Below are 23,122 nucleotides of genomic sequence, written 5' to 3'. Positions count from 1 at the left end.
ATCTATTTGGTTCCGGCATGTACGAAGTGAGGGTTAGAAACTGTTAAAAGCGCAGCGCGCAGAGGAGAGCACAGATGAAAAATAAAGGAAACTGGCTGGGAATTATTTTTACAATGCTTATTTTGACAACCTGTTCCATGACGGTTCATGCAGCGGGAACAGACGGGGAGGGTGACACTACCCTCGCCCCATATTTTCTTATTGAAGGGACGGAGGCGTCGGCGGACAGCTTTCCGTTGAAGAAAACGGAGGTGGTGACCAATATCAACGGTGTCATTGCGGAAACCTTTGTGACTCAGACCTATACAAACGAGGGAGAGATCCCCATCAATGCAAGCTATGTTTTTCCGGCTTCCACAAGAGTGACCGTCCATGGGATGACGATGCAGATTGGGAATGAGGTAATCACTGCCAAAATCAAAGAAAAGCAGGAAGCAAAGCAGGAATATGAGCAGGCGAAAAGCGAAGGGAAAAGCGCTTCTTTGCTGGAGGAGCAGCGGCCCAATGTGTTTACCATGGATGTGGCCAATGTAATGCCGGGGGATACCATACGGATAGAACTGCATTATACGGAGCTGATCGTTCCTTCCGAGGGGACGTATCAGTTTGTTTTTCCAACGGTTGCCGGGCCGCGTTATTCCAGTCCCCATGTACCCAAAACCATGGAAACGGACGGTTGGATAGCCAGTCCTTTTCTAAAGGCAGGGGAAGAACCATCAGAAAGGTACAATATTACCGTCAATCTGTCCGCGGGGGTCCCGATTTCGGAGCTGACCTGCAGCTCCCATGCCGTGGATGTGGCATGGACCGGTGATACGGCGGCACAGGTGACGCTTTCCAATCCGGCGGAGTTTGCCGGGGACAGGGATTTTATCCTGGATTATAAGCTGACAGGGAATCAGGTGAACTGTGGTCTGACGCTGGGAAAAGGGGAGAAGGAAAACTTTTTCATGCTGATGGTGCAGCCGCCGGAACGCTATCAGACAGAGGACATTACGCCCAGGGAATACATTTTCGTACTGGATGTGTCAGGCTCCATGTATGGATATCCCCTGGATACTGCCAAGAAGCTTATCAGGGATCTGGTAACAAACCTGCGGGAAACGGACCGTTTTAACCTGATATTGTTTTCCGGCGCCTCGCTACAGATGTCGCCGGTGTCGGTTCCGGCAACCGTTGAGAACATCGGGAAGGCGACGGCGCTGATTGATGCCCAGGAAGGCGGCGGCGGGACGGAGCTGGTGCCCGCGCTGGAAAATGCACTGGCTATTCCGGCGGAAAAGGAGGTATCACGCAGCATTGTAGTTATCACAGACGGTTATATTGCGGAGGAAAAAGAAATTTTTGATCTGATAAACAAGAATGCGGGTGCGGCCAGCTTTTTCTCCTTCGGCATAGGCTCTTCCGTGAACCGGTACCTGATAGACGGCATTGCCCAGACCGGAATGGGAGAAGCCTTCGTGGTTACCGATGACCAGAAAGCCGCGGAAACAGCCGAAAAATTCAGAACCTATATCCAATATCCGCTTTTGACGGATATCCGGGTGGATTATGAAGGCTTTGACGTATATGAGGTGGAACCCTCCGTACTGTCTACCCTCTTTGCCCAGCGTCCCATTGTCCTGTTTGGAAAATGGAAGGGAGGGCCTGCCGGGACGATCCGGATTACGGGAAAATCAGGCAGCAGGGATTATGTGCAGGAGATTCAGGTTTCAGACGCGGAGCCGCTGGAAGAAAATAATATAATCCGTTATCTCTGGGCCAGAAAAAAGGTGGAGAGGCTGACGGATTACGGCTTCAGCGAGGATCTGAAAGGAGCGGCAAAAAAAGAAGTAACGCAGATAGGCCTGGATTACAGCATGATAACACCCTATACCTCCTTTATCGCGGTGACGGAAACGATCCGCAATGAAAGCGGTGAAAGCACGGATGTGAAACAGCCCATACCGCTGCCCCGGCAGGTGTCGGATCTGGCTATAGGAGGCTATACCGTGGGTTCGGAACCGGGCTTCATGCTTCTGCTGGCATTTGCCGCGGCTGCGGCGGGGATAAACGTCTATTCCCGGAACAGGAGAAGAAGGACGGCAGGAAGGGATGATTAACATGGCAGGAAGCAGATGGAAGGCGGTGCTTAAAGAAAACCTGATATTTTATGCCGCAGGCTTTGTGGTGCTTTCATCTCTGAAGCTTTTTTACAGCAGGGCAGGAAGCGATGAACTGAGATGGATTCTGGCTCCCACGGCCCGGTGGGCAGGGAGCCTGGGCGGGATTTCCTTTGCCTATGAAGCGCAGCAGGGCTATGTAAATCATGAACTGCGTTTTATCATTGCCGCCTCCTGTTCCGGCGTCCAGTTTATGCTTGTGAGCATGGCAGCGCTTATTTACGGCTGCATACACCGGATGAAAACAGGAAAGAAAAAGACTATTTGGCTGGCGGGAAGCATGGTATTTTCCTATCTGTTTACTGTTTTTGTCAATGGTATCCGTATTGTGTCAGCCATATATCTGCCGCTTCGGCTGGAGGGTGTTTTGGCCGGAGGCGGGTGGCTGACGGCACAACGTCTTCATACGCTGATTGGGATTGTGGTTTATTTTATGGCGCTGCTGTTGGTTTATCAGGCGGCGGATTTTATGGCGGGGATAGTTGCAGGGGAGGTAAGACGCCAACGCAGACGAATCAAGTGGGCGGTACCGGTATTCTGGTATTTTGCCATCGTACTCGGCATTCCGTTTTTGAACGGAGCCCGGGGAAAAAACAGAGACGGATTTGGGGAATATGCGGCACTTGTAACAACTGTGATTGTGGGAATAATTCTGCTTCTTTGGTTAGCTTCTCTGGTTAGGAACGGAAGAACAGGATGTGGAAGCGCTGACGCAGGCACCGGCAGAGGAGAAGAGCTGCCATAAATACTTTGTGAGGCGGTAAAAGCAGCGGCGGCAGGGAGAAATTTTACGGAAGTAAAGTTCTTTCCCTGCCGCTGTTTTTTTTGCAGGATTATGCTATATAAAACAGCTTGCGGGCTGAATGATTTTGTGATAAAGTATTTTCACGGTGGTTACCATTTCCCGGTAATCCGTTTTTCTATTTCAAAGGCCGTATGTAAGACGGCATCATGGCGAATCAGCCGGTATGAATTCCAATTTTTACGGAACAGGTCGGACAAAAGAAGGGAGAGATGCCTATGGACTGAGCTTCTGGTGTATTTTTTGCGCTTATTTTTTGGTTTGGCGCTTAAATATACTTTTGGTGCTTAGATTTATTTATCAACCCTTTAAGGGATCTTATCAACCCTTTAAGGGACTTTAGAATCTCAATTTACACAACAATGAAGGAGGTATCCTATGGGATTACAAACGATAAGAAAAACAGCCTGGCTGGGGATTATGGCGGGCATTCTATGGCTGGCACTGGTAACGGCGGGCCTGGGCGGACTTAAAATATCGGCGGAAGAATCGGACGGCAGCGTATCCGCGTCCATAGTCCATCGACATGAAGGCAGTGAGGAGAACGGAGGAAGCTGCTTCCGGGAACTGTTTCATGAGCATTCCGAGGAGAAGGGATGTTACCGTACCGTCAGCTGTACGGTTACCGTACATGGGAACGGCGGCTTCTGGTCGCAGGGGGATGCACACTGCGACTGCCATGGACAGGTACATGAAATCTATCAGAATGTCATTAAAAAACACAGTGCCTGCGGTGCGGCGGATCAATACACACAGATACATTTTACAGAACACCATGGTCCGGGAACGGACGGCTTCAAAGGCTACGATAGCACTACGCATACAGATAAAAAACTGGACTGCAGCCATGAAGGCGAGGTGACAGGTTATGAAATGTCCTGCGGTGAAACGGAGGGAGCGGAGGTTGCGGTATTGACGGTGCGTCCGGATACCACGCAGTGGACAAGAGAAGTGAAGCTGCAAGCAGGGTATGAAATAAAAGGCAGCATTGCGGTTGCCTCCGACAGCTTTATCTGGAATGGAGGGGCTCCGTCCGCACAGAATGAATTATCTGTGGAAAGCAACGGAACCTATACCTGCAGGCTGAATGCCGGAAGCAACAACAATTGTGCGGAAGCGGAGGTATCTGTTGCTGTCAATAATATAGACAGAAGGGGGCCGGAGATTACGGAGCTTACCTATGCCGGAGACTGGACCGGCGGCGGTGTGGAGGTAACCGTAAAAGCACAGGACCTCCAGGAAAACGGCAATCCGGGATGCGGAATCGCTGAAGCGGGTTACAGCTTTGACGGGGGAGCCACCTGGAAGCAGAATATACATACATTTACGGAAAACGGTACTTATCTGATTAAGGTACGGGATAAACTGGGCAATGAAGGGGAGAAGAGCCTGGTAATTAATACGATAGACAACACGGCGCCTAAAATCCATATTGACTGGGATACCGCGGCTAATGTCAGGGTAAACCGGGTGACAGTCCAGGCCGAGGATCTCCAGCCGGATGGCGGAGCGGGAAGCGGCCTGGCAGAGGAACCGTTTTCCTTTGACGGCGGTAAAACCTGGAGAAAAAGCAGCCAAATCGATATCAGGGAAAACGGTACCGTTACGGTTGCAGTGAGAGACAAAACCGGGAATATAGCAAAGCAGACGATTGATATTCAGAATATCGACACGACCCCGCCGGAATTTACCTTGTCCCTGGAACCGGAGGGCTGGAGCCGTGAATGCATCATAGTTGTGGATGCATCGGATAAAAATAATGCCGGCCTGCCGGGTTCCGGTGTAAAAGAATATTCCTGTGACGACGGGAAGACCTGGTCGGAGGATAAAAGGTTACAGGTGAAGGAGAACGGTACCTTTCATATAGCAGTGAGGGATGGCTTCGGCAATCAGGCCACAGGGGAAATCCGTGTGGCTAATATTGACAGAACCGGCCCAAGGCTCAGTTTTACCCAGAAACCACAGCTATGGCTGTATGGTAAGGCAAGGATTATTCTGGAAGCGCAGGATTTGCAGCCGGATGGCGCCCCTGGCTGCGGATTGGCCCGAAAGGCCTTTTCAACAGATGGCGAGGAATGGACGGATACCGGAGAATATGAATTCAGCGAACCGGGCACCTATCATTTTTATGTGAGAGACAGACTGGAAAATATTACGGAAGCTTCATTTACCCTACGGCGTATGCAGATACCGGACGAAGGCGGCGATGGAGGAAATCAGGGAGGCGGCGGGAACAGCAACGGCGGCAATGAAGACGGAGCGCCGGACGGCGGACAAACGGATAATAACGATACGGATGATAACGAAACTGTTACTGCGCCTGATGATGGCGGGACAGATAATCCACTATTGGAACCTGACTTATCAGATGAAAAAGGCGCAGGAAAAGAACACGGAAGAAAAAAGAAACCGGAAAATTCAGATAATAATGTGAAGCAGCCGGATCGGAAGCACAAACCGAAGAAAGATAAGCCGGAAAAAGAAACGTATACTGTGGAGGAAAGAAACGAAGGAGCAGACGAAAAGGTAGTGTCTGCCCTGGAAGAAACGGAAGAGCCAGCGGAATGTACCTGCCTTACCAGATGTAAAAAAAATAATCCGGACTGCCCGTTATGCAGCATTAACCCTGAAAACTGCCGCGCGGAGCAAGCAGGCTGGATGAGAACACTGAAGGAGGTGATATGCGCAGCAGTATTTTTACTGCTTCTTGCAATAGTATTACTGTTTTTTGTCAGGCCGGCTCTTCTTTATGAAAAAGGAGAAGATGATAAATATCGCCTGCGTTCGCTAACAAGAATCGGCAGGAAAAATGGCGTATTTACAGTAATGCTTGGAGAACTCCGGGATATGCGCTGCGGGACGGGAGAGTTTATGCTCTTATGCGGAATCGTAGGAGGTATTTATGAAGGAGAGCTGCTTATTATAATGACAGCTGATGGTGAAAAGAGTGAAAAGGCACTGAAAAGAAAAGTTGAGTTTTTTCTTTGATGTATCAGTTTATTGTAATTATATATATAAAAATAAGTAACTTACTATTGCATTGTAGAAAAAATGTTAATATAATGGAGGTAATTAATTGGACGTAAAAGTGAACAGAGTTTATAAGGACCGTTTATTCCGGTTGATTTTCAGCAGTAAGGAAGAACTTTTAGCGTTATATAATGCCGTGAGAGGTACACAGTATAAGGATGCCGAGGCATTAGAGATAACGACGTTAGATGATGTTTTGTATATGGGAATGAAAAATGATCTGTCCTTCCTGCTTGACGATGTGCTGAATTTATATGAGCATCAGAGTACCTATTGTCCCAACATGCCGCTCCGGGGAGTTTTCTATTTAGCGGATATATACAGGAAGTATGTGGATGCTTCCGGAGGAGATTTATATGGAAGCAGAAGGCTGATGCTGCCGTTACCTCAATATCTGGTTTTTTATAATGGAACGGCACAGCTGCCTGATCGAATGGTTTTAAAGCTGTCGGAATCTTATTATTTGCCGGAAGGGCTGGCGGCGGAGCCTTCCCTGGAATGCAGTGCGCTGATGCTGAATATTAATCTGGGCCATAATCGGGAGCTGATGGACAATTGCCGGAAATTATGGGAATATGCGGTGTTTGTGGAACGCATCAGGGAACGCCTTGCTGCAGGAGAACAACTGGAGGACGCTGTAAAGCAGGCGGTGGATATCTGTATGAAAGAGGGAGTTCTTGCGGATATTTTGCGGACACAGAGAGCGGAGGTGGAGGAATTAATGTGGGCGGAATTCAATGAAGAACGCTTTATAGCAAAGGAAAAGGAGTACAGCTGGGAGGACGGCAACAAAGCAGGAAAAGTCAAAGGAAGAGCGGAAAGTATTCTTGAAATACTGGAAGAGCTTGGTACAGTTCCGGAGGAACTGCGCAGAAGGCTTCTGGAGGAGACTGATTTGCAACGGTTGAAGAACTGGCTGAAGGAAGCAATTAAAGCCGCTTCAATAGAAGACTTTGCTGAAAATATGGATAAATAGGAAACATACATAACAATAGGGGAAGCCGCTTCTTCATTTCAGCGTATCTGAAGAACAGCTTCCTCTGTTTTTTGACCTGATTTTATGGTATACTTAAAACGTTTTCATGAAAGAAACGGCGTAAGACGGCCGCTTCCAATGCTGACTAAGCCGCGTGTGCTGCGGTGATGCGAAACTTTTGGACAGACAGCCTCTGCGAACTGGCCAGGCCATGAAAATATAAAAGGAACATAACTGTAAAACTTATACAGCCAGTATAAATCATCTAATTCATTCAACAGTCAGGATAAGATATGAAAAAATTAGTTATAGGAATTCTTGCTCATGTAGACGCCGGAAAGACAACCTTATCGGAAAGCATTCTATATCGCAGCGGCCTGCTGAGAAAGCCGGGCCGGGTGGATAACGGAGATGCCTTCCTGGATACTTATGCCCTGGAAAAAGCCAGGGGGATTACCATATTTTCCAAACAGGCAAATTTTAAATGGAAAAGTATGGAGGTATCCCTCCTGGATACGCCGGGACATGTGGACTTTTCTGCGGAGATGGAACGCTCGCTTCAGGTGTTGGATGCCGCTGTGCTGGTAATCAGCGGAGCGGACGGGGTACAGGGACATACGCAGACGCTGTGGCAGCTGCTGAAGCGGTATGGGATCCCTGTTTTTCTTTTCATAAATAAGATGGATCAGCCGGGGACGGACAAAGAGGCGATTCAGAAGGAACTGAAGGACAGGCTGGATGAGGGCTGCGTGGATTTTTCCGGGGAAATGGATGAAGCGTTTTATGAACAGGCGGCCATGTGCGATGAGGCGGCGCTGGAGCAGTTCCTGGAAGAGGATCGGCTGGAGGAAGAACAGCTGATACAGCTGATCCGGGAACGGAAGCTTTTTCCCTGTTTTTATGGTTCTGCGTTGAAGCTGACCGGTGTGGATGAGTTTTTAGACGGATTGGATCGCTATACTGTACAGCCGGTTTATCCGCAGGAATTCGGCGCCAAAATATTTAAAATCGTCAGGGATGACCAGGGAAACCGTCTGACCTATATGAAAATAACCGGCGGAAGCCTGAAGGTAAAAAGTATGCTGACCAATGCAGGGGCGGAGGATAAGCTCCGGCCGGGTCAGGAGGTCTGGGAGGAGAAGGTCAACCAGATCCGTATATACTCCGGAGATAAATATGAGCTGATAAACGAGGCGCAGGCGGGGACGGTCTGTGCCGTGACAGGCCTGGGACATACCCGTCCCGGAGAGGGGCTGGGCGTGGAGCAGGCCTCCGCAGCGCCATTGCTGGAGCCTGTCCTGACTTATCAGGTGAAGCTTCCGGAGGGCTGTGAGGTGCCGGTCATTCTTCCCAGGCTGCGGCAGCTGGAGGAAGAGGAGCCTGCGCTGCACATCGTATGGGATGAGCGGCTGCAGGAAATCCAGGCCCAGGTTATGGGAGAAGTGCAGATTGAAATTTTGAAAAGCCTGATTCAGGATCGATTTGGCGTGGCGGTGGAATTCGGGGCCGGACACATTGTATATAAGGAAACGATTGCGGATCGTGTGGAAGGCGTGGGACACTTTGAACCGCTCCGGCATTACGCCGAGGTCCATCTGCTGCTGGAGCCGGCAGAGCGGGGAAGCGGCCTGCAGTTTGCCTCCGACTGCAGTGAGGATATTCTGGATCGGAACTGGCAGAGGCTTGTGCTCACCCATCTGGAGGAAAAGGAGCACAGAGGCGTGCTGACCGGCGCTCCCATCACGGATATGAAAATCACGCTGCTCACCGGGCGTTCCCATCTGAAGCATACGGAGGGCGGAGATTTCAGGCAGGCAACCTACCGGGCGGTGCGGCAGGGACTGATGCAGGCTCACAGCATCCTTTTGGAGCCCTGGTATGCCTTCCGGCTGGAGGTGCCGGAAAAGCTGGTGGGCCGGGCCATGACGGATATTGAAAAAATGAACGGCAGCTTCAATGCGCCATTTACGGAAGGAGACATGGCCGTATTGACCGGTGTCTGCCCTGTGGTGACGATGCGGGATTACCAGAAGGAGGTAATCGCCTATACGAAGGGCTATGGCAGGCTGTTTTGTTCGTTAAAGGGCTATGAGCCCTGCCACAATGCGCTTGAGGTTATGGAGCAGAGCGGCTATGATCCGGAGAGGGATACGGAAAACCCTACCGGTTCGGTATTCTGTGCCCATGGAGCAGGCTTTGTGGTGCCATGGGACAAGGTGACCGACTACATGCATTTGGAATGCAGGAGGTTTGATGATCTGCTGCCGGGACAGGAGGGCGCTGACGGAAGTGATGGAGTGTTTGGCACAGATAGCCCCGGCGGAGAGAGAAGCGGGGACGGCAATGGGAATGCGGAAGGAAATCCCGGAGGAATAAAAAGGGCCGATGCCGGAAAAAAGGGAAATGCGGCGGCCGGGGAGTGGATTGATGTGGAAGAAATTGACGAGATTCTGTCCCGTACCTTCCATGCCAATAAAAGAAATAAGGAGCTTCCAAGGAAGGACGGCTGGAACCGTTTTGGACATAAAACAGCCGTACCGTCCAGGGAAACCGTATATACGGGAAGCAGAAAAGACGGGGCGCCCAGGGAAAAGTATCTTCTGGTGGACGGCTATAATATTATTTTTGCCTGGGAGGAGTTAAAAAGCCTGGCGGAGGCGAATATTGACGGGGCGAGAGGCCGCTTGCAGGATATTCTGTGCAATTACCAGGGCATGGTGCATTCACAGGTTATCGTGGTATTTGACGCCTACCGTGTGCAGGGGCACACAACAGAAGTGCTTGACTATCATAATATTCATGTGGTATATACCAGAGAGGCGGAAACCGCGGATCAGTATATTGAAAAGTTTACCCATGAAAATGGGAAAAAATATGATATTACAGTGGCTACCTCGGACGGCCTGGAACAGATTATAATCCGCGGCCAGGGCTGCCGGCTGCTTTCTGCAAGGGATTTGCAGGAAGACATTGAACTTGCCGCGGCCAGGCTCCGGGGAGAATATCTGGAACAGCAGAAAACAGAAAAAAGCTACCTGTTGGATTCCATGTCCGAGGAGGTACGCAGGCAAATTTCTGCTTGCCAACAGATGGAAACAATACAAGAGGATGAGTAAATTTGAAATTTATATATGAGATTCCTGGCTCCTTCTGGGGCCTTTTCCGGTCCGTAAACCGGGATATCTATATGGAAGCGCTCCTTACCATAGATGATGAATATCAGTACAACAACTTCTTTTTAAGCAGGGAAGCATGTGTGCAGATTCTGGCGGATATGTGCGCCCGGCGGAGGTTCCAGCTGGAAAAGGAAGAAACGGAAACAGAAGAGGAGGCGCTGGAAGCGGTTCCAAAGCGTATCCTGAACTGGCTGCTGCGGGCAAAATGGCTGCGGAAAATAGAAGATTATACCACGATGACCACCAACATAGTCATTCCCGACTATGCGGCGGTTTTTATCGCTGCCTTTGAACAGCTGGTGAACCAGCCGATGGAGGATACGGATATTTATATCCAGAACGTATATGCCACTCTTTTTTCCTTCAAAAATGACTCCAGGATGAATATTGCCATGCTAAAGACCGCCCTGGTCAATACCAGGAAGCTGAATAAGGCGCTTCAGGATATGCTCCATAATATGGATAAATTCTTTGACCGCCTGCTGGCAAAACAGTCCTATGGGGAGCTTCTGGAGGAGCATCTGGAGGGCTACGTGGAAGAGGTGGTAAAGAGAAAATACCACATCCTGAAAACAAGCGATAATTTTTACATCTATAAAATGGATATCAAACGCTGCCTGAAGGAAATGCGTGAGGATGATGTATGGATAGAGCGGATCAGGGCAAAGCAGAGCGCGTCTCAGGACAAAAAGGAAAAGGAGCCGGAAGGCTTTTTTAAGAAGCGGCAGGATGACGATGTGCTGGATCTGATTGACCAGATCGAGAGGGGCTTCGAATCTATTGAACACAGGATAACCAATATGGATCGGGAGCACAGCAAGTACATCCGCGCTACGGTAAGCCGCCTGAATTATCTTTTAAGCGATGAAAGCGACCGTCATGGCCTGGTGATCCAGCTGCTGAACAAGCTGGGAGAGCAGGAGGAGGACGGAGCGCAGCTTGCGCGGATTAACAGGGTGGCGGAGAAGATGAATCTTTCCGCCTGGGAGGTACTGAATGATAATCCCCTGTACAGGCGGAGGCGTCGGAAGAATTTTGCCGGAGATCTGCTGCCGGAGGAAGAAAACAGGGAGCTTTCCAAAGAAGAGGTACTGCAGCTGAACAAGATCCATCACCGGTTTACCAAACAGCAGATTGAAAGCTTTATTGAAGAGCATATGAAGGACGGCGTGATGGAGACAGGGACGATGGCCCTTGAGAGTGAAGAGGATTTTGAAAAGCTGATCCTTGCCTATGACATCTGCATGCGTAAAAACAGCCGTTTTGAGGTGCTCACCTCGGGAGAACAGGTGGAAGGCGAACGCTTTGCCTACCCCGCAATGATATTCGTTAAGAGAAAAGGGGAAAAAGAGGATGCTGGAAATATATGAACAGCTGACGCAGGAGGAACAGGAAAAGCTGCAGGATGTCATCAGGCAGCTGTACCGTCAGACCTTCCTGCTGGAAAGAAAATATGATAAAAAAGCAGGCCGGCTGATTGCCAATAAGGATTTTTATTTCTGCGACAAGCATATGGAGTTTTTGACGGCATATTTTGCGGTGGCGGGCGTACGGCTGAACCAGAATACGGAGCTGGGAACTATCTGGCTGCAGGGGGAGGCTACCATGGGCGAACGGCTGCCCAAGCTTGCAACCATCTATCTGCTTTTGCTGAAGCTGATTTATGATGAACAGATGGCGGCGGTATCCTCCAGCGTGAACATTGTCACCACCTTTGGGGAGCTGAACGGGAAAGTGGGAGAGTTCCGGCTGGCAAAAAGCCTGTCCTCCCTTACAGAGATAAAAAGGGCGCTGGCGCTGCTGAAAAAATACCAGATGATAGAACTGATTGACGTGCTGGAGGAGCTGAACGAACACACCCGCATTATTATCTATCCCTGCATCAACCTGGTGCTGATGCGGGAGGATATTCTGAAGCTGCTTAATAGCTTCAGTGAGGAAGAAGCCGTCCCGGATGCAAATGAGGAAGAAGAAGGAGAAATGCCAGATGGAGATACAGCAGACACAGACAATGCTGCCGGAGAGTTCACAGATCCGGACGCCGGATACACAGACAGCGGTGATGCAGATGCCGGATACACAGACGCCGGATACACAGATGCCGAGTACACAGACACAGCAGCTGACTGAGGCCGGCCGCCAGTCCTTCAAGGCGATTACCAGAATCGCGCTGAACAACTGGCATTACATTGATCATAAAATACTGACGCTGAACAAAAGCATCAACTTTTTTACCGGCCATTCCGGAAGCGGCAAATCCACGGTCATTGACGCCATGCAGATCGTCCTGTATGCGAATACCGACGGCCGGGGTTTTTTTAACAAAGCGGCAGCGGACGATTCGGATCGAAGCCTGCTGGAATACCTGCGCGGCATGATCAATATCGGGGAAAACAACCAGGCTGAATACAAAAGAAACCACAATTTTTCCACCACCATCGTCCTGGAGCTGGAGCAGACCGGGAGCGGTGAAAAGGAATGTGTGGGCGTTATTTTCGATGTGGAAACGGCAACCAATGAAATCGGCAGGCTGTTTTTCTGGCATCGGGGAGGCCTGCTGGAAAACAGCTACCGGACGCAGGAGCGGGCTATGGCCATCGGGGAACTAAAGAGTTACCTGCAGCACAATTTTGCCAGGGACGACTGGTTCTATACCTCCAATAATGAACGGTTCCGCAGGAATCTGTACGATGTTTACCTGGGCGGGCTGGATATGGAGAAATTCCCCCGGCTGTTCAAGCGCGCCATTCCCTTCCGCATGAATATCAAGCTGGAGGATTTCGTAAAAGAGTATATCTGCATGGAGCAGGACATTCATATAGAAGATATGCAGGAGAGCGTCGTCCTTTACGGCCGTATGCGCCGAAAAATTGAGGACGCCATGCAGGAAATCAACGAGCTGACAGGAATCAAAAATCAGTTCGACCGTTTTGTGGAGGGAAAAAGAAATACCGAAAGCTGCCGTTATCGTCTGGATAAGCTGACAATTCTCCAGCTGACAGAGCTGATCGGGGAGCTTGGGCTGCGGGTGGAGGTAGGGAAAAAGGATCTTCTGGCCCAGAAGGAAGCCCTGGACGCACAGCTTGCACTGAAGGAGGAATATGGGGCCGCCTACGATGAGATCAACCGCCAGATCATAGGCAGCGGGTATGCCGAGCTGGAAGCCAAGCAGAAGAGCCTGGAGGAGAACCTTGCTCTGCTTGAGCGAAGTGAACGCAGGTGGGCCGCGCTTTCTGAAAAAATCGGCAGCTGGGAGGAGGAAGAGAACATTTCCAACCAGACAATCTGGGATATTGATAAATTCCGGAAAGGAACCATCTCCGGCGAGGAGCTGGGCCGTCTGAAAAAGAGCCTGCAGGAGGTGCGGACCGACCTGGAGAAACAGCACCAGGAGGCGGCAGCCGAGTGTAAGAGCCTGCAGAAGGAAGCGGATCTGATTCAAAAGGACCTCATGGAAATCATGCTGGGACGGAAAACCTACCCCAAGGAGCTGGAGGAGGCCAGAAGAGAAATCCAAAAGGGCCTTTACGAGCAGTTTGGCAAAAACATACCCGTCCGTATCCTGGCAGATCTTCTGGATATCCGGGATGAAAAATGGAGAAACGCCATCGAAGGCTATCTGGCCTGGAACAAGCTTGCCCTGATTGTGGAGCCGAAATATGTGAAGGCGGCCATGGAGATTTACGAACAGCTGGATGCCAAAAAATTCTGGCGGGTTTCCCTTGTGGATACGGAAAAGCTCATCGCCCAGGAATATCCTGTCCGGGAAAACGCGCTGGCAGAGGAAATCGAATGTAAAGAGCCTTATGTGAAGTCCTTCATTCAATTTTTACTGGGAAATGTAATCAAATGCGAGGATGTTGCAAAACTGCGCCAGTGTAAAATCGGCGTGACCGCAGACTGCCTGCTGTACCAGAACTTCCAGCTGCGCCGCCTGAATCCGGAGAACTATACCAGGCGCGCCTTTATCGGTGAAAAAAGTATGCGTAAGCGCCAGAAGGAGCTGCAGGAGCGTCTGGAGGAGCTGAACCGCAGCCGGGAAGAATATGAAGCCATGGCAGCGGCCGCAAAGCGCCTGCTGGATTTTGAATATCTGCAGGAACCTTCCGAAAACTATCTGGAGCTGTTCCAGGATATGGAGGAGAAAAGGAAAAAAGAAGCCCAGCTGCGAAAGCTGGAAAAAAGGATGGAAGAACTCGGTGCGGGAAGCGTGGATATCCTCCGTCAGCAGCGTAAGGAAATCATGGAAAAGCAAAAGGTCCTGGACGGTCATATCGACAGCCTGAAGCTGCAAATCCATGACCGGGAGAAAAAAATAGAAGCGGACAACGCCGCCTACATCGAGAAAAACGAGGAGCTTCTTGACAGACAGAGACAGCTGATTGGCGCCCCTGCCTGGGAGGAGGATTTTGACGCCTGGTTTTCCCAGGTGAAGAATCCCAGATACGATGCGCTGATCCGCCAGACACTTTCCGCAATCACCGAATCGGAGGAACGCCTGGAGGCGGAGAAAAACCGCCTGGTTGACGTCCGCTCCGAGTACTTAAGACGCCACCCCAACCGGGATTTCTCCGCCAGCGCGGAAAATAACGGGGAATATCAGCAGCTGCTGGATGAGCTGGCCTGCGACCGGATCCGGGATTACGAAGAAAAGGCGATGGAGCAGGCCAGGGTGGCCGTGGAGCATTTTAAGGAAGACTTCATTTACAAAATCCGAAGCGCCATCAAGGAAGCCTATATCCGCCGTGACGAGCTGAACCGCATTATCCGCAAGCTGAACTTCGGGAAGGACCGCTATCAGTTCAGGATAAGCAAAAACAAGGGGCTGGATGGGGAATATTACGATATGTTCATGGATGAATCCCTGGAAATCGATCCGGCCACCCTGTCAGGATCCGTGGAGCATCAGATAAACATGTTTTCCATGGATCATGAGAGCAGGTACGGCACATTGATGAACGACCTGATCCATATTTTCATCCCTCCGGAAAATGCCAGCGCCAGGGAGCAGGAGGAAGCCAAAAAGAATATGGAAAAATATGCGGACTACCGCACCTATCTTTCCTTTGAAATGGAACAGATTGTGGAAGGCGAGGAACGTCTTGTCATAGGCTTAAGCAAAATGATCAAGAAAAACTCCGGCGGGGAGGGGCAGAACCCGCTGTATGTGGCCCTTTTAGCCAGCTTTGCCCAGGCCTACCACATCAATCTGTCGCCCAAGCTGTCCCGCCGTCCCACCATCCGCCTGGTGGTGCTGGATGAGGCTTTTTCCAAAATGGACGCCGAGAAGGTGGCCAGCTGTATCGAACTGATAAGGGGGCTGGGCTTCCAGGCTATTATCAGCGCCACAAATGACAAGATCCAGAACTATCTGGAGAACGTGGATAAGACCTTTGTTTATGCCAATCCCAATAAAAGAAGTATTTCCATACAGGAATTTGAAAAGAAGGACTTTTCCCAGCTTATAAAGGAAGAATAAGTTGTGTGCGCCATGCGGCCCCTGAGTCCGCCACCTTCCCTGTCCCCGCCGGCTTCTGTCCGGGCCGGGCGCCGTTCTGTGCGGTCAGACGCAAAAACAGGAGGAGCTGATAGGCAGCAGGGAATGGAAACCCTGGCTGCTGGACAGCCTGGAGGAACTGAGGAAGCCGCTGGAAGCTGGAAAGATACCCAGAGTGTATGAGAAAAAAGAGTATTATTTGAAGGCTCTTGCCGGGCTGAACCAGTTAAATGAACCGATTTACAAAAGGGTGTTCAGTAAGCATTTCCTGGGAAAATCGAAGGTATTTGAGAATGAAATTCAGGGAGTTGTAATCAGCGCTGCCAGGAGGTTCCATCCTGATGTGGATTCTGATCCGGAGGTAATGAGCGCCGAAGAGGTTCTGAGTCAGATTTTTGTGGAAACCTATAGTCAGGAATTGTGGATAAAGGGACCGCTCAGGCTTCAGGTATGTGGAAAAGTTTCCGGTTTTTCGGAGTTTCCGTTTGGCGTCGGGCTGAATGCGGATATGCTGAAAAATGCGGAGATTTGCCAGGAACAGGATATATGTAAGGTAGTTACCGTGGAGAATAAGGCAAATTTTATGAAGATGCCTTATGAAGAAGGCGCCCTGTTGGTTTATACCCATGGATTTTTTTCCCCGAAGGAACGATTTTTTCTAAAGAAGCTGGAGACGGTTCTTAAAAAGAAACGTGTGGAATATTTTCATACGGGCGATCTTGATTATGGAGGGATCCGGATTTTCCAGCATATTCAGAAAAATATATTTCCAAAGCTTCAGCCGTTGTGGATGGATGAAGAAACTTTTTTGAAGTATGCGGAGGAAGCAGCGGCGGTAGAGGAAGCTTACCTGGAAAAGCTTCGTAAATTGAGTGTGCCGGAAACTCTGGAACGACTGAAAAAATGTATTCTGGAAACCGGTAAGGTGATTGAACAGGAATGTATGCTATGGAAAGAGTAAGCCTGCCCTTGTAAGAGGGGCTCAGGCAGGGCCCGGGATAAATACCTGCGGGGGATCAGGCAGGGAAGCAGTGAAACTTTCAGATATTATAGTAAGAAAAAAATGTCCTGCAGCCGGCGGGGGTATTCTGAAAATACTCCCGCATGCTGCGGGGCAGTTGTATTATAGGGGAGTTTTTTCCAGATTCTGTGAGGTGTAAGATCATACAAGACAGCCCTTCCGGCGTATGGTAAAGTGGATATACATGCTCTGAAGCGGAACTGTGGATGGTGAACCGGACAGGGCGGAAGGAAAGGAGAACGGCCATGCTGCAGGAACAGGAACAAAGGCATGTATATTATGATCGGGATCTGGATATTGAGGCTTATAATCTGAGCGGTATTGTCCAGAAATTTCCCAATCATTTTCATGAATATTATGTGATTGGCTTTATTGAGGGAGGAAAGCGCCATCTGTGGTGCAAGGGGAAGGAGTATGATACGTCGGCGGGGGATCTGATTTTGTTCAATCCCAGGGATAATCATTACTGCGCGCCTGTAAACGGGGAGCTTTTAGACTACCGGGCGGTGAATATCAAGCCGGAGGTGATGTCACGGGCGGTGAAGGAAATTACGGGCGAGGCTTATATGCCTTATTTTACGGAAAACGTGGTCTATAAGAGCGATATTGCGCAGTCCGTACAGGATCTTTACCGGGCGGTGCTGAATGATGCGCCTTTGCTGGAAAAGGAGGAGAACCTGTTTTTCCTGCTGGACCAGATTCTCAGGGAGTATGCGTCCGATTTTGAATCGGCGGATGTGCTGCGTCCGAACCGGCAGATCCAGAGCCTGTGCCAATACATGGAGGAGCATTTTGCAGAAAACGTGACGCTGGATGAGCTGCTTTCCATGACGGATTTCGGGAAATCCTATCTGCTTCGTTCCTTTACCAGGCAGACCGGGGTGTCGCCTTACCGGTATCTTCAGACGATCCGGCTGGACAAGGCGAAGCGCTTCCTGGAAGAAGGGATTGCGCCTATTGATGCGGCAGGGATGGCCGGATTTTCGGATCAGAGCCATTTTACCCACTTTTTTAAGGAGTTTATCGGGCTGACGCCCAAGCAGTACCAGCGTATTTTTCAGGATAAGGAAAAAGACAGCAATGAGACAGGAGAGGGCGAAGATGAAACAAAGTGATATGAAAGGGCATTTGGCGGCGTTTGTAACGATTTTTATCTGGGGGACCACATTTATTTCCACCAAGGTGCTGCTGAAGAGCCTCAGCCCCATTGAGATACTTTTTATCCGTTTCCTGATAGGCTATGCCACGCTGTGGCTCGTATATCCACATCAGTTGAAGCCTGCGGAGAAAAAACAGGAATTGTGCTTTGCGGCAGCGGGGCTTTGCGGCGTTACGCTTTATTATTTAATGGAAAACATGGCGCTGACGTATACGCTGGCCTCCAACGTGGGGGTGATTATTTCCATAGCGCCATTTTTTACGGCGATTTTCAGCTTCTTCCTGCGCAAGGGGGATAAGCCGGGAAAAAGGTTTTTCCTGGGCTTTGTGATGGCCATGGCCGGAATCTGCCTCATCAGCGGCAGCAGCGGAGCGGCCCTTTCCCTGAACCCTCTGGGGGATGTCCTTGCCATAGGCGCTGCCATTATATGGGCGGTCTACTCTTTGCTTACCAGAAAAATCGGGGATTTCGGCTACCATGTGGTGCAGGCGACCAGAAGGACCTTTTTCTACGGGCTTATTTTTATGATCCCTGTTCTTTTCCTCATGGATTTCCACGTGGAGGCCGCACAGCTTATGCAGCTGTCCAATCTGGGCAATCTGCTGTTTCTGGGGCTGGGAGCCTCGGCGCTTTGCTTTGTAACCTGGAATTATGCGGTCAGGGCGCTGGGAAGCGTGAAAACCAGCGTGTACATTTATATGGTTCCGGTGATTACCGCGGTGACCTCGGCGCTGATACTGGGAGAGAAAATAACCGCAGCCTCCGCCGTGGGCATCCTTCTGACGCTGGGCGGCCTGTTCCTGTCCCAGAAATGGGGGAAAGAAACGGCTAAGGATGCCGCGGAGGCGGCCGTACAGCCGGAAGGTGAGCAGCAGGCGCTGGAATAAAACAGAAAAGAAGGAAATGAGGACAGAAACGATGGAAGCTGAAAACAGAAAATGTGTAATGATACTGGATGAGGAGCTGCCTGCGGGTGTGCTTGCCAATGCGGCGGGAATCCTGGGGATGACGCTGGGAAAACAAATCCCGGAGGTAATCGGCCCGGACGTGCTGGATAAAAATGGAAGGGAGCACCTGGGAATCACCGCTTACCCCGTGCCGATCCTGAAAGCGGACAAGGAAAAGCTCAGGCAGATCAGGGAACAGCTTTATCAGCCGGAATTTGCAGAATGTGTGGCGGTGGATTTTTCCGATGTGGCGCAAAGCTGCAGGACCTATGATGAATTTATCAGCAGGGCCGCGGCGGCAAGAGAAGAGGATATCACCTATCTGGGCATCGGCATCTGGGGAACGAAAAAGCAGGTAAACCGGCTGACAGGGAGCCTGCCGCTGCTGCGGTAGGGCAGTTTTTAAACATGCCTGAGCCGGTTTGTGAAACATAACCATATTTTTCCAGAGAACACCTGAAAATTTATTGGCAAAAAGGGATGAAAAAAGAACCCTGATTTGTTATACTATAACGTGAGGGCAGAGGGACAACCTCTGTGACAAGGAACAGCAACGGAAATTTACAGGTGCGCAGGTAAATATGATAAAGTTAAAATATATGACCATGGTTCTTCTATGCAGTCTGTGTATGGCAGTGCTGCCGGCCTGCGGGACAGGTAAGCAGGAGAATATCGACCAGGGCATGAAGCTGATTGAGCAGCTGAATTATGAGGAGGCGCTGAAGTGTTTTGACGCGGCGCTGCTGAATAAGGAGGATGCAAGGCTTTCCTACCGGGGACAGGGACTTGCCTATATGGGGCTTACTGAATACGACAAGGCGGCGGAGTATCTGGAAAAGGCGCTCAGCTACAGTGACTTTAATGTGGAGCAGATGGATTTTGATATCAATTATTATCTGGCCACTGCTTATTACAAGCTGGGTGAGCTTGATAAGGCCAAGGCTGTCTACGATTCGATTACGGCGCTTCGCCCCAAGGAAAAAACGGCGTATTACCTGAAAGGGGTCATCGAGATCGAACAGGGTGACCAGGAGGCGGCGAAAGCTGACTTTGACAAGGCGGTGGAAATTGAGCCGCAGGATTACGACATGCGGATTAACATTTTCTGCAGCTGTGCGGAAAACGGGCTGCAGGAGCTGGGAGAAGGGTATCTGCAGACGGTTCTTGACAACGACGATAAGAAACTGAGTGATTATAACCGGGGCAGGATGAGCTTTTACCTGGGAGATTACAACAGCGCGAGGAACAGCCTGGAAAAGGCAAAGGATTCCAACGCCGGTGTGGATGTGGTAAGCCTGCTGGGACAGACCTATGAAAAGCTGGGCGATTATAACTATGCGGCAAGTGTGTACAGCAATTACCTGAGCAATACGCCGGACGCGCAGATATATAACCAGCTGGGGCTGTGCGATTTGAAAATCGGTGAATACGAAGCGGCGCTGAATGCCTTTCAGGCGGGGATTGCAATTGAGGGCAACGAGCTGATGCAGGTGCTCAAATTTAATGAAATTGTGGCGTACGAATATCTGGGAGATTTTAAACAGGCAACCGTACTGATGCAGAAATATATCAGTACCTATCCGGATGACGCAAAGGCCCAGAGAGAGTACGAATTCCTTCAGACACGGTAAAATATTCAGACACCGGAGAACGCCTCCGGTGTCATTTTGCACTACATTTATGTCAAGATTTTACCACTAATACAATATGTTGTGTTGTCCATTGACTTCACCTGGGAATGGTGATACAATGATTCCAACGCCCGATAAGGGGGCAAGTGTTCATCCGGAAAGGATGGACACTTGCTATTTTTAAGCATAAAGGACTGATGAACATGTTAAAGGAAAGCAGTAAAATCACAGAGGGGGAAGCAATATGTTCCATGTAATTAAGAGAAACGGCGATACGGCAGACTTTACGCTCACGAAGATCAATGATGTCATTATGAAGGCATTTAACGCCACAGGTATGGAATTCAGCAACGACATTATTGATTTGCTGGCGCTGCGTGTTACCGCAGATTTTCAGGATAAAGTAAAGGACTCAGCGGTGCATGTGGAGGATATCCAGGACAGCGTGGAAAAGATTCTGGAGCAGGCGGGCTACACAGAAGTAGCCAAGGCTTATATCCTTTACCGCAAGCAGCGTGAGAAAATGCGTAATATGAAGTCCACTATCCTGGATTACAAGGACGTAGTGAACAGCTATGTGAAGGTAGAAGACTGGCGCGTGAAGGAAAATTCCACCGTCACCTACTCGGTGGGAGGTCTTATTTTAAGCAACTCCGGCGCTGTAACTGCAAATTACTGGCTTTCTGAAATATATGACGAGGAAATTGCCGAGGCACACAGGAATGCGGACATCCATATCCATGATCTTTCCATGCTTACCGGATATTGCGCGGGCTGGTCCTTAAAGCAGCTGATCACCGAGGGCCTGGGCGGAATCACCGGGAAAATCACTTCGGCTCCTGCGGCACATCTTTCCGTGCTCTGCAACCAGATGGTTAACTTCCTGGGAATCATGCAGAACGAATGGGCGGGTGCGCAGGCTTTTTCTTCCTTTGATACCTACCTTGCCCCTTTTGTGAAGGCTGACAACCTGACCTATCCGGAAGTGAAGAAATGCATTGAATCCTTTATTTACGGGGTCAATACCCCCAGCCGCTGGGGAACGCAGGCGCCCTTCTCCAACATCACGCTGGACTGGACCGTGCCGGATGACCTGGCGGAGCTGCCTGCCATTGTGGGCGGCAAAGAAATGGATTTCAAATACAAGGACTGCAAGCCGGAGATGGATATGGTGAACAAGGCTTTCATCGAAATCATGATCGAAGGCGACGCCAACGGCAGAGGCTTCCAGTATCCGATTCCCACCTACTCCATCACCAGGGATTTTGACTGGTCCGATACGGAAAACAACAGGCTCCTTTTTGAAATGACTGCTAAGTACGGCACCCCGTATTTCAGTAATTATATCAATTCCGACATGCAGCCCAGCGACGTGCGCTCCATGTGCTGCCGTCTCCGCCTGGATCTGCGTGAGCTGAGAAAGAAAACAGGCGGCTACTTTGGCTCCGGCGAGAGCACCGGAAGCGTGGGCGTGGTTACTATTAATATGCCCCGTATTGCCTATCTGGCCGCTGATAAAGAAGATTTTTACAGACGTCTGGATAAGATGATGGATATTTCCGCCCGTTCCCTGAAAATCAAGAGACAGGTGATCACCAGGCTGCTGAATGAAGGCCTGTATCCTTATACAAAGAGATATCTTGGAAATTTTGACAATCATTTTTCAACCATCGGCCTCATCGGAATGAACGAGGTCGGCCTGAACGCGAACTGGCTGCGTGAGGATATGTCCAGCAAACATACACAGGATTTTACCAAGGAAGTGCTGAACCATATGAGGGAACGCCTTGCCGACTATCAGGAGGAGTACGGCGATCTTTACAATCTGGAAGCAACTCCTGCGGAAAGCACCACCTACCGTCTGGCAAAGCATGACAGGAAAAGATGGCCCGGAATCAAAACCGCAGGAAATCAGGGAGATACGCCTTATTACACCAATTCCTCCCATCTTCCGGTTGACTATACCGTTGATATTTTTGACGCGCTGGATATCCAGGATGAAATCCAGACGCTTTACACCTCAGGCACCGTATTCCATGCGTTCCTGGGCGAGAAGCTTCCCGACTGGAAGGCGGCGGCCAACCTGGTGAGGACCATTGCTTTAAATTACAAGCTTCCTTATTATACCCTGTCACCCACCTACTCCATCTGTTCTGAGCATGGTTATCTTACCGGCGAGCAGAAGGTGTGCCCGAAGTGCGGCAGGGTAACAGAGGTCTGGAGCCGTATTACCGGCTACTACCGTCCCGTGCAGAACTGGAACGACGGAAAGGCACAGGAATTTACCAACAGAACGGAATATGATCTGTCCAGATCCGAACTGAAGCATTCCTCCGCGGTGGTTACCCTGGCGGATTACGAGAAGAATGCCGCTATAAAGGCGGAGTCTGCGGATGATGTGAAATATCTCTTTACCACGAAGACCTGCCCCAACTGTAAGCTGGCGAAGGAATATCTGAAGGATGAAAGCTATATTCTGATCGATGCGGAAGAAAATGCGGAGCTGGCCGGCAAATACGGCGTGATGCAGGCGCCTACCCTGGTTGTGGTGAACGGGGAAGAGTATCGTAAGATTATCAATGCATCCAATATTAAGAAATATTCGGAGCAGAAGAATGTGGTGAACGCATAGGACTCCTTCTGCCCTGTATGGAATTAAAAAGAAAAGCTGTTGTTTCCTGCCCGTAGTTACGGTAAGGGGATGGCGGCTTATCTTTTTTT

14 protein-coding genes are annotated in these 23,122 nt (G+C 50.1%); all 14 read left to right on the top strand.

Features of this window, described 5'->3' with window-relative positions:
* Positions 1 to 74 precede the first annotated feature (74 nt).
* The 14 genes from DXC51_RS05840 to DXC51_RS05765 all read left to right on the top strand — a co-directional run bounded on the left by DXC51_RS05840 (position 75) and on the right by DXC51_RS05765 (position 23,033).
* Positions 75 to 2,102, top strand: a complete 2,028-nt coding sequence (locus DXC51_RS05840; RefSeq protein WP_117544075.1) for a VIT domain-containing protein — start codon at positions 75 to 77, stop codon at positions 2,100 to 2,102.
* Positions 2,095 to 2,907, top strand: coding sequence for an exosortase K (xrtK, locus tag DXC51_RS05835; protein WP_117544074.1), 813 nt, complete (start codon positions 2,095 to 2,097; stop codon positions 2,905 to 2,907). The genes DXC51_RS05840 and xrtK overlap by 8 nt, the downstream gene beginning before the upstream one ends.
* Positions 2,908 to 3,342: 435 nt before the next feature.
* A complete protein-coding gene (locus DXC51_RS05830; RefSeq protein ID WP_117544073.1) occupies positions 3,343 to 5,952 on the top strand; it encodes a hypothetical protein in 2,610 nt (869 codons plus the stop codon).
* An 88-nt stretch (positions 5,953 to 6,040) separates the two neighbouring features.
* Complete coding sequence (locus tag DXC51_RS05825; protein ID WP_021638347.1) at positions 6,041 to 6,970, top strand: hypothetical protein; 930 nt, start codon at positions 6,041 to 6,043, stop codon at positions 6,968 to 6,970.
* A 293-nt stretch (positions 6,971 to 7,263) separates the two neighbouring features.
* Positions 7,264 to 10,086, top strand: a complete 2,823-nt coding sequence (locus DXC51_RS05820; RefSeq protein ID WP_021638349.1) for a translation factor GTPase family protein — start codon at positions 7,264 to 7,266, stop codon at positions 10,084 to 10,086.
* A gap of 2 nt (positions 10,087 to 10,088) precedes the next feature.
* Positions 10,089 to 11,516 (top strand): Wadjet anti-phage system protein JetA family protein, encoded by a 1,428-nt coding sequence (locus tag DXC51_RS05815; RefSeq protein WP_035323019.1) that lies wholly within the window; start codon positions 10,089 to 10,091, stop codon positions 11,514 to 11,516.
* Positions 11,500 to 12,276 (top strand): DUF4194 domain-containing protein, encoded by a 777-nt coding sequence (locus tag DXC51_RS05810; protein ID WP_021638351.1) that lies wholly within the window; start codon positions 11,500 to 11,502, stop codon positions 12,274 to 12,276. The genes DXC51_RS05815 and DXC51_RS05810 overlap by 17 nt, the downstream gene beginning before the upstream one ends.
* The gene (locus DXC51_RS05805) at positions 12,245 to 15,625 is read left to right on the top strand and encodes an ATP-binding protein (protein WP_021638352.1); all 3,381 of its coding nucleotides are present in this window, start codon (positions 12,245 to 12,247) and stop codon (positions 15,623 to 15,625) included. The genes DXC51_RS05810 and DXC51_RS05805 overlap by 32 nt, the downstream gene beginning before the upstream one ends.
* 193 nt (positions 15,626 to 15,818) lie before the next feature.
* The gene (locus DXC51_RS05795; protein ID WP_102287884.1) at positions 15,819 to 16,604 is read left to right on the top strand and encodes a Wadjet anti-phage system protein JetD domain-containing protein; all 786 of its coding nucleotides are present in this window, start codon (positions 15,819 to 15,821) and stop codon (positions 16,602 to 16,604) included.
* Between the two features lie 305 nt (positions 16,605 to 16,909).
* Positions 16,910 to 17,779 (top strand): AraC family ligand binding domain-containing protein, encoded by an 870-nt coding sequence (locus DXC51_RS05785; RefSeq protein WP_025488914.1) that lies wholly within the window; start codon positions 16,910 to 16,912, stop codon positions 17,777 to 17,779.
* Positions 17,766 to 18,710: a DMT family transporter gene (locus DXC51_RS05780; RefSeq protein ID WP_102287886.1), complete on the top strand. Its 945-nt coding sequence runs from the start codon at positions 17,766 to 17,768 to the stop codon at positions 18,708 to 18,710. Before DXC51_RS05785 ends, DXC51_RS05780 begins: the two co-directional genes overlap by 14 nt.
* Before the next feature lie 31 nt (positions 18,711 to 18,741).
* The gene (locus DXC51_RS05775) at positions 18,742 to 19,164 is read left to right on the top strand and encodes a DUF2000 domain-containing protein (protein ID WP_025488916.1); all 423 of its coding nucleotides are present in this window, start codon (positions 18,742 to 18,744) and stop codon (positions 19,162 to 19,164) included.
* A gap of 187 nt (positions 19,165 to 19,351) precedes the next feature.
* Positions 19,352 to 20,401, top strand: a complete 1,050-nt coding sequence (locus DXC51_RS05770; protein WP_021638358.1) for a tetratricopeptide repeat protein — start codon at positions 19,352 to 19,354, stop codon at positions 20,399 to 20,401.
* Positions 20,402 to 20,645: 244 nt separating this feature from the next.
* Positions 20,646 to 23,033, top strand: a complete 2,388-nt coding sequence (locus DXC51_RS05765; protein ID WP_021638359.1) for a ribonucleoside triphosphate reductase — start codon at positions 20,646 to 20,648, stop codon at positions 23,031 to 23,033.
* Positions 23,034 to 23,122: the final 89 nt, after the last annotated feature.

The organism is Eisenbergiella massiliensis (assembly GCF_003435485.1).
Note: the sequence above shows the minus strand (reverse complement) of the source record. Positions and strands in the feature narration are given on the sequence as shown.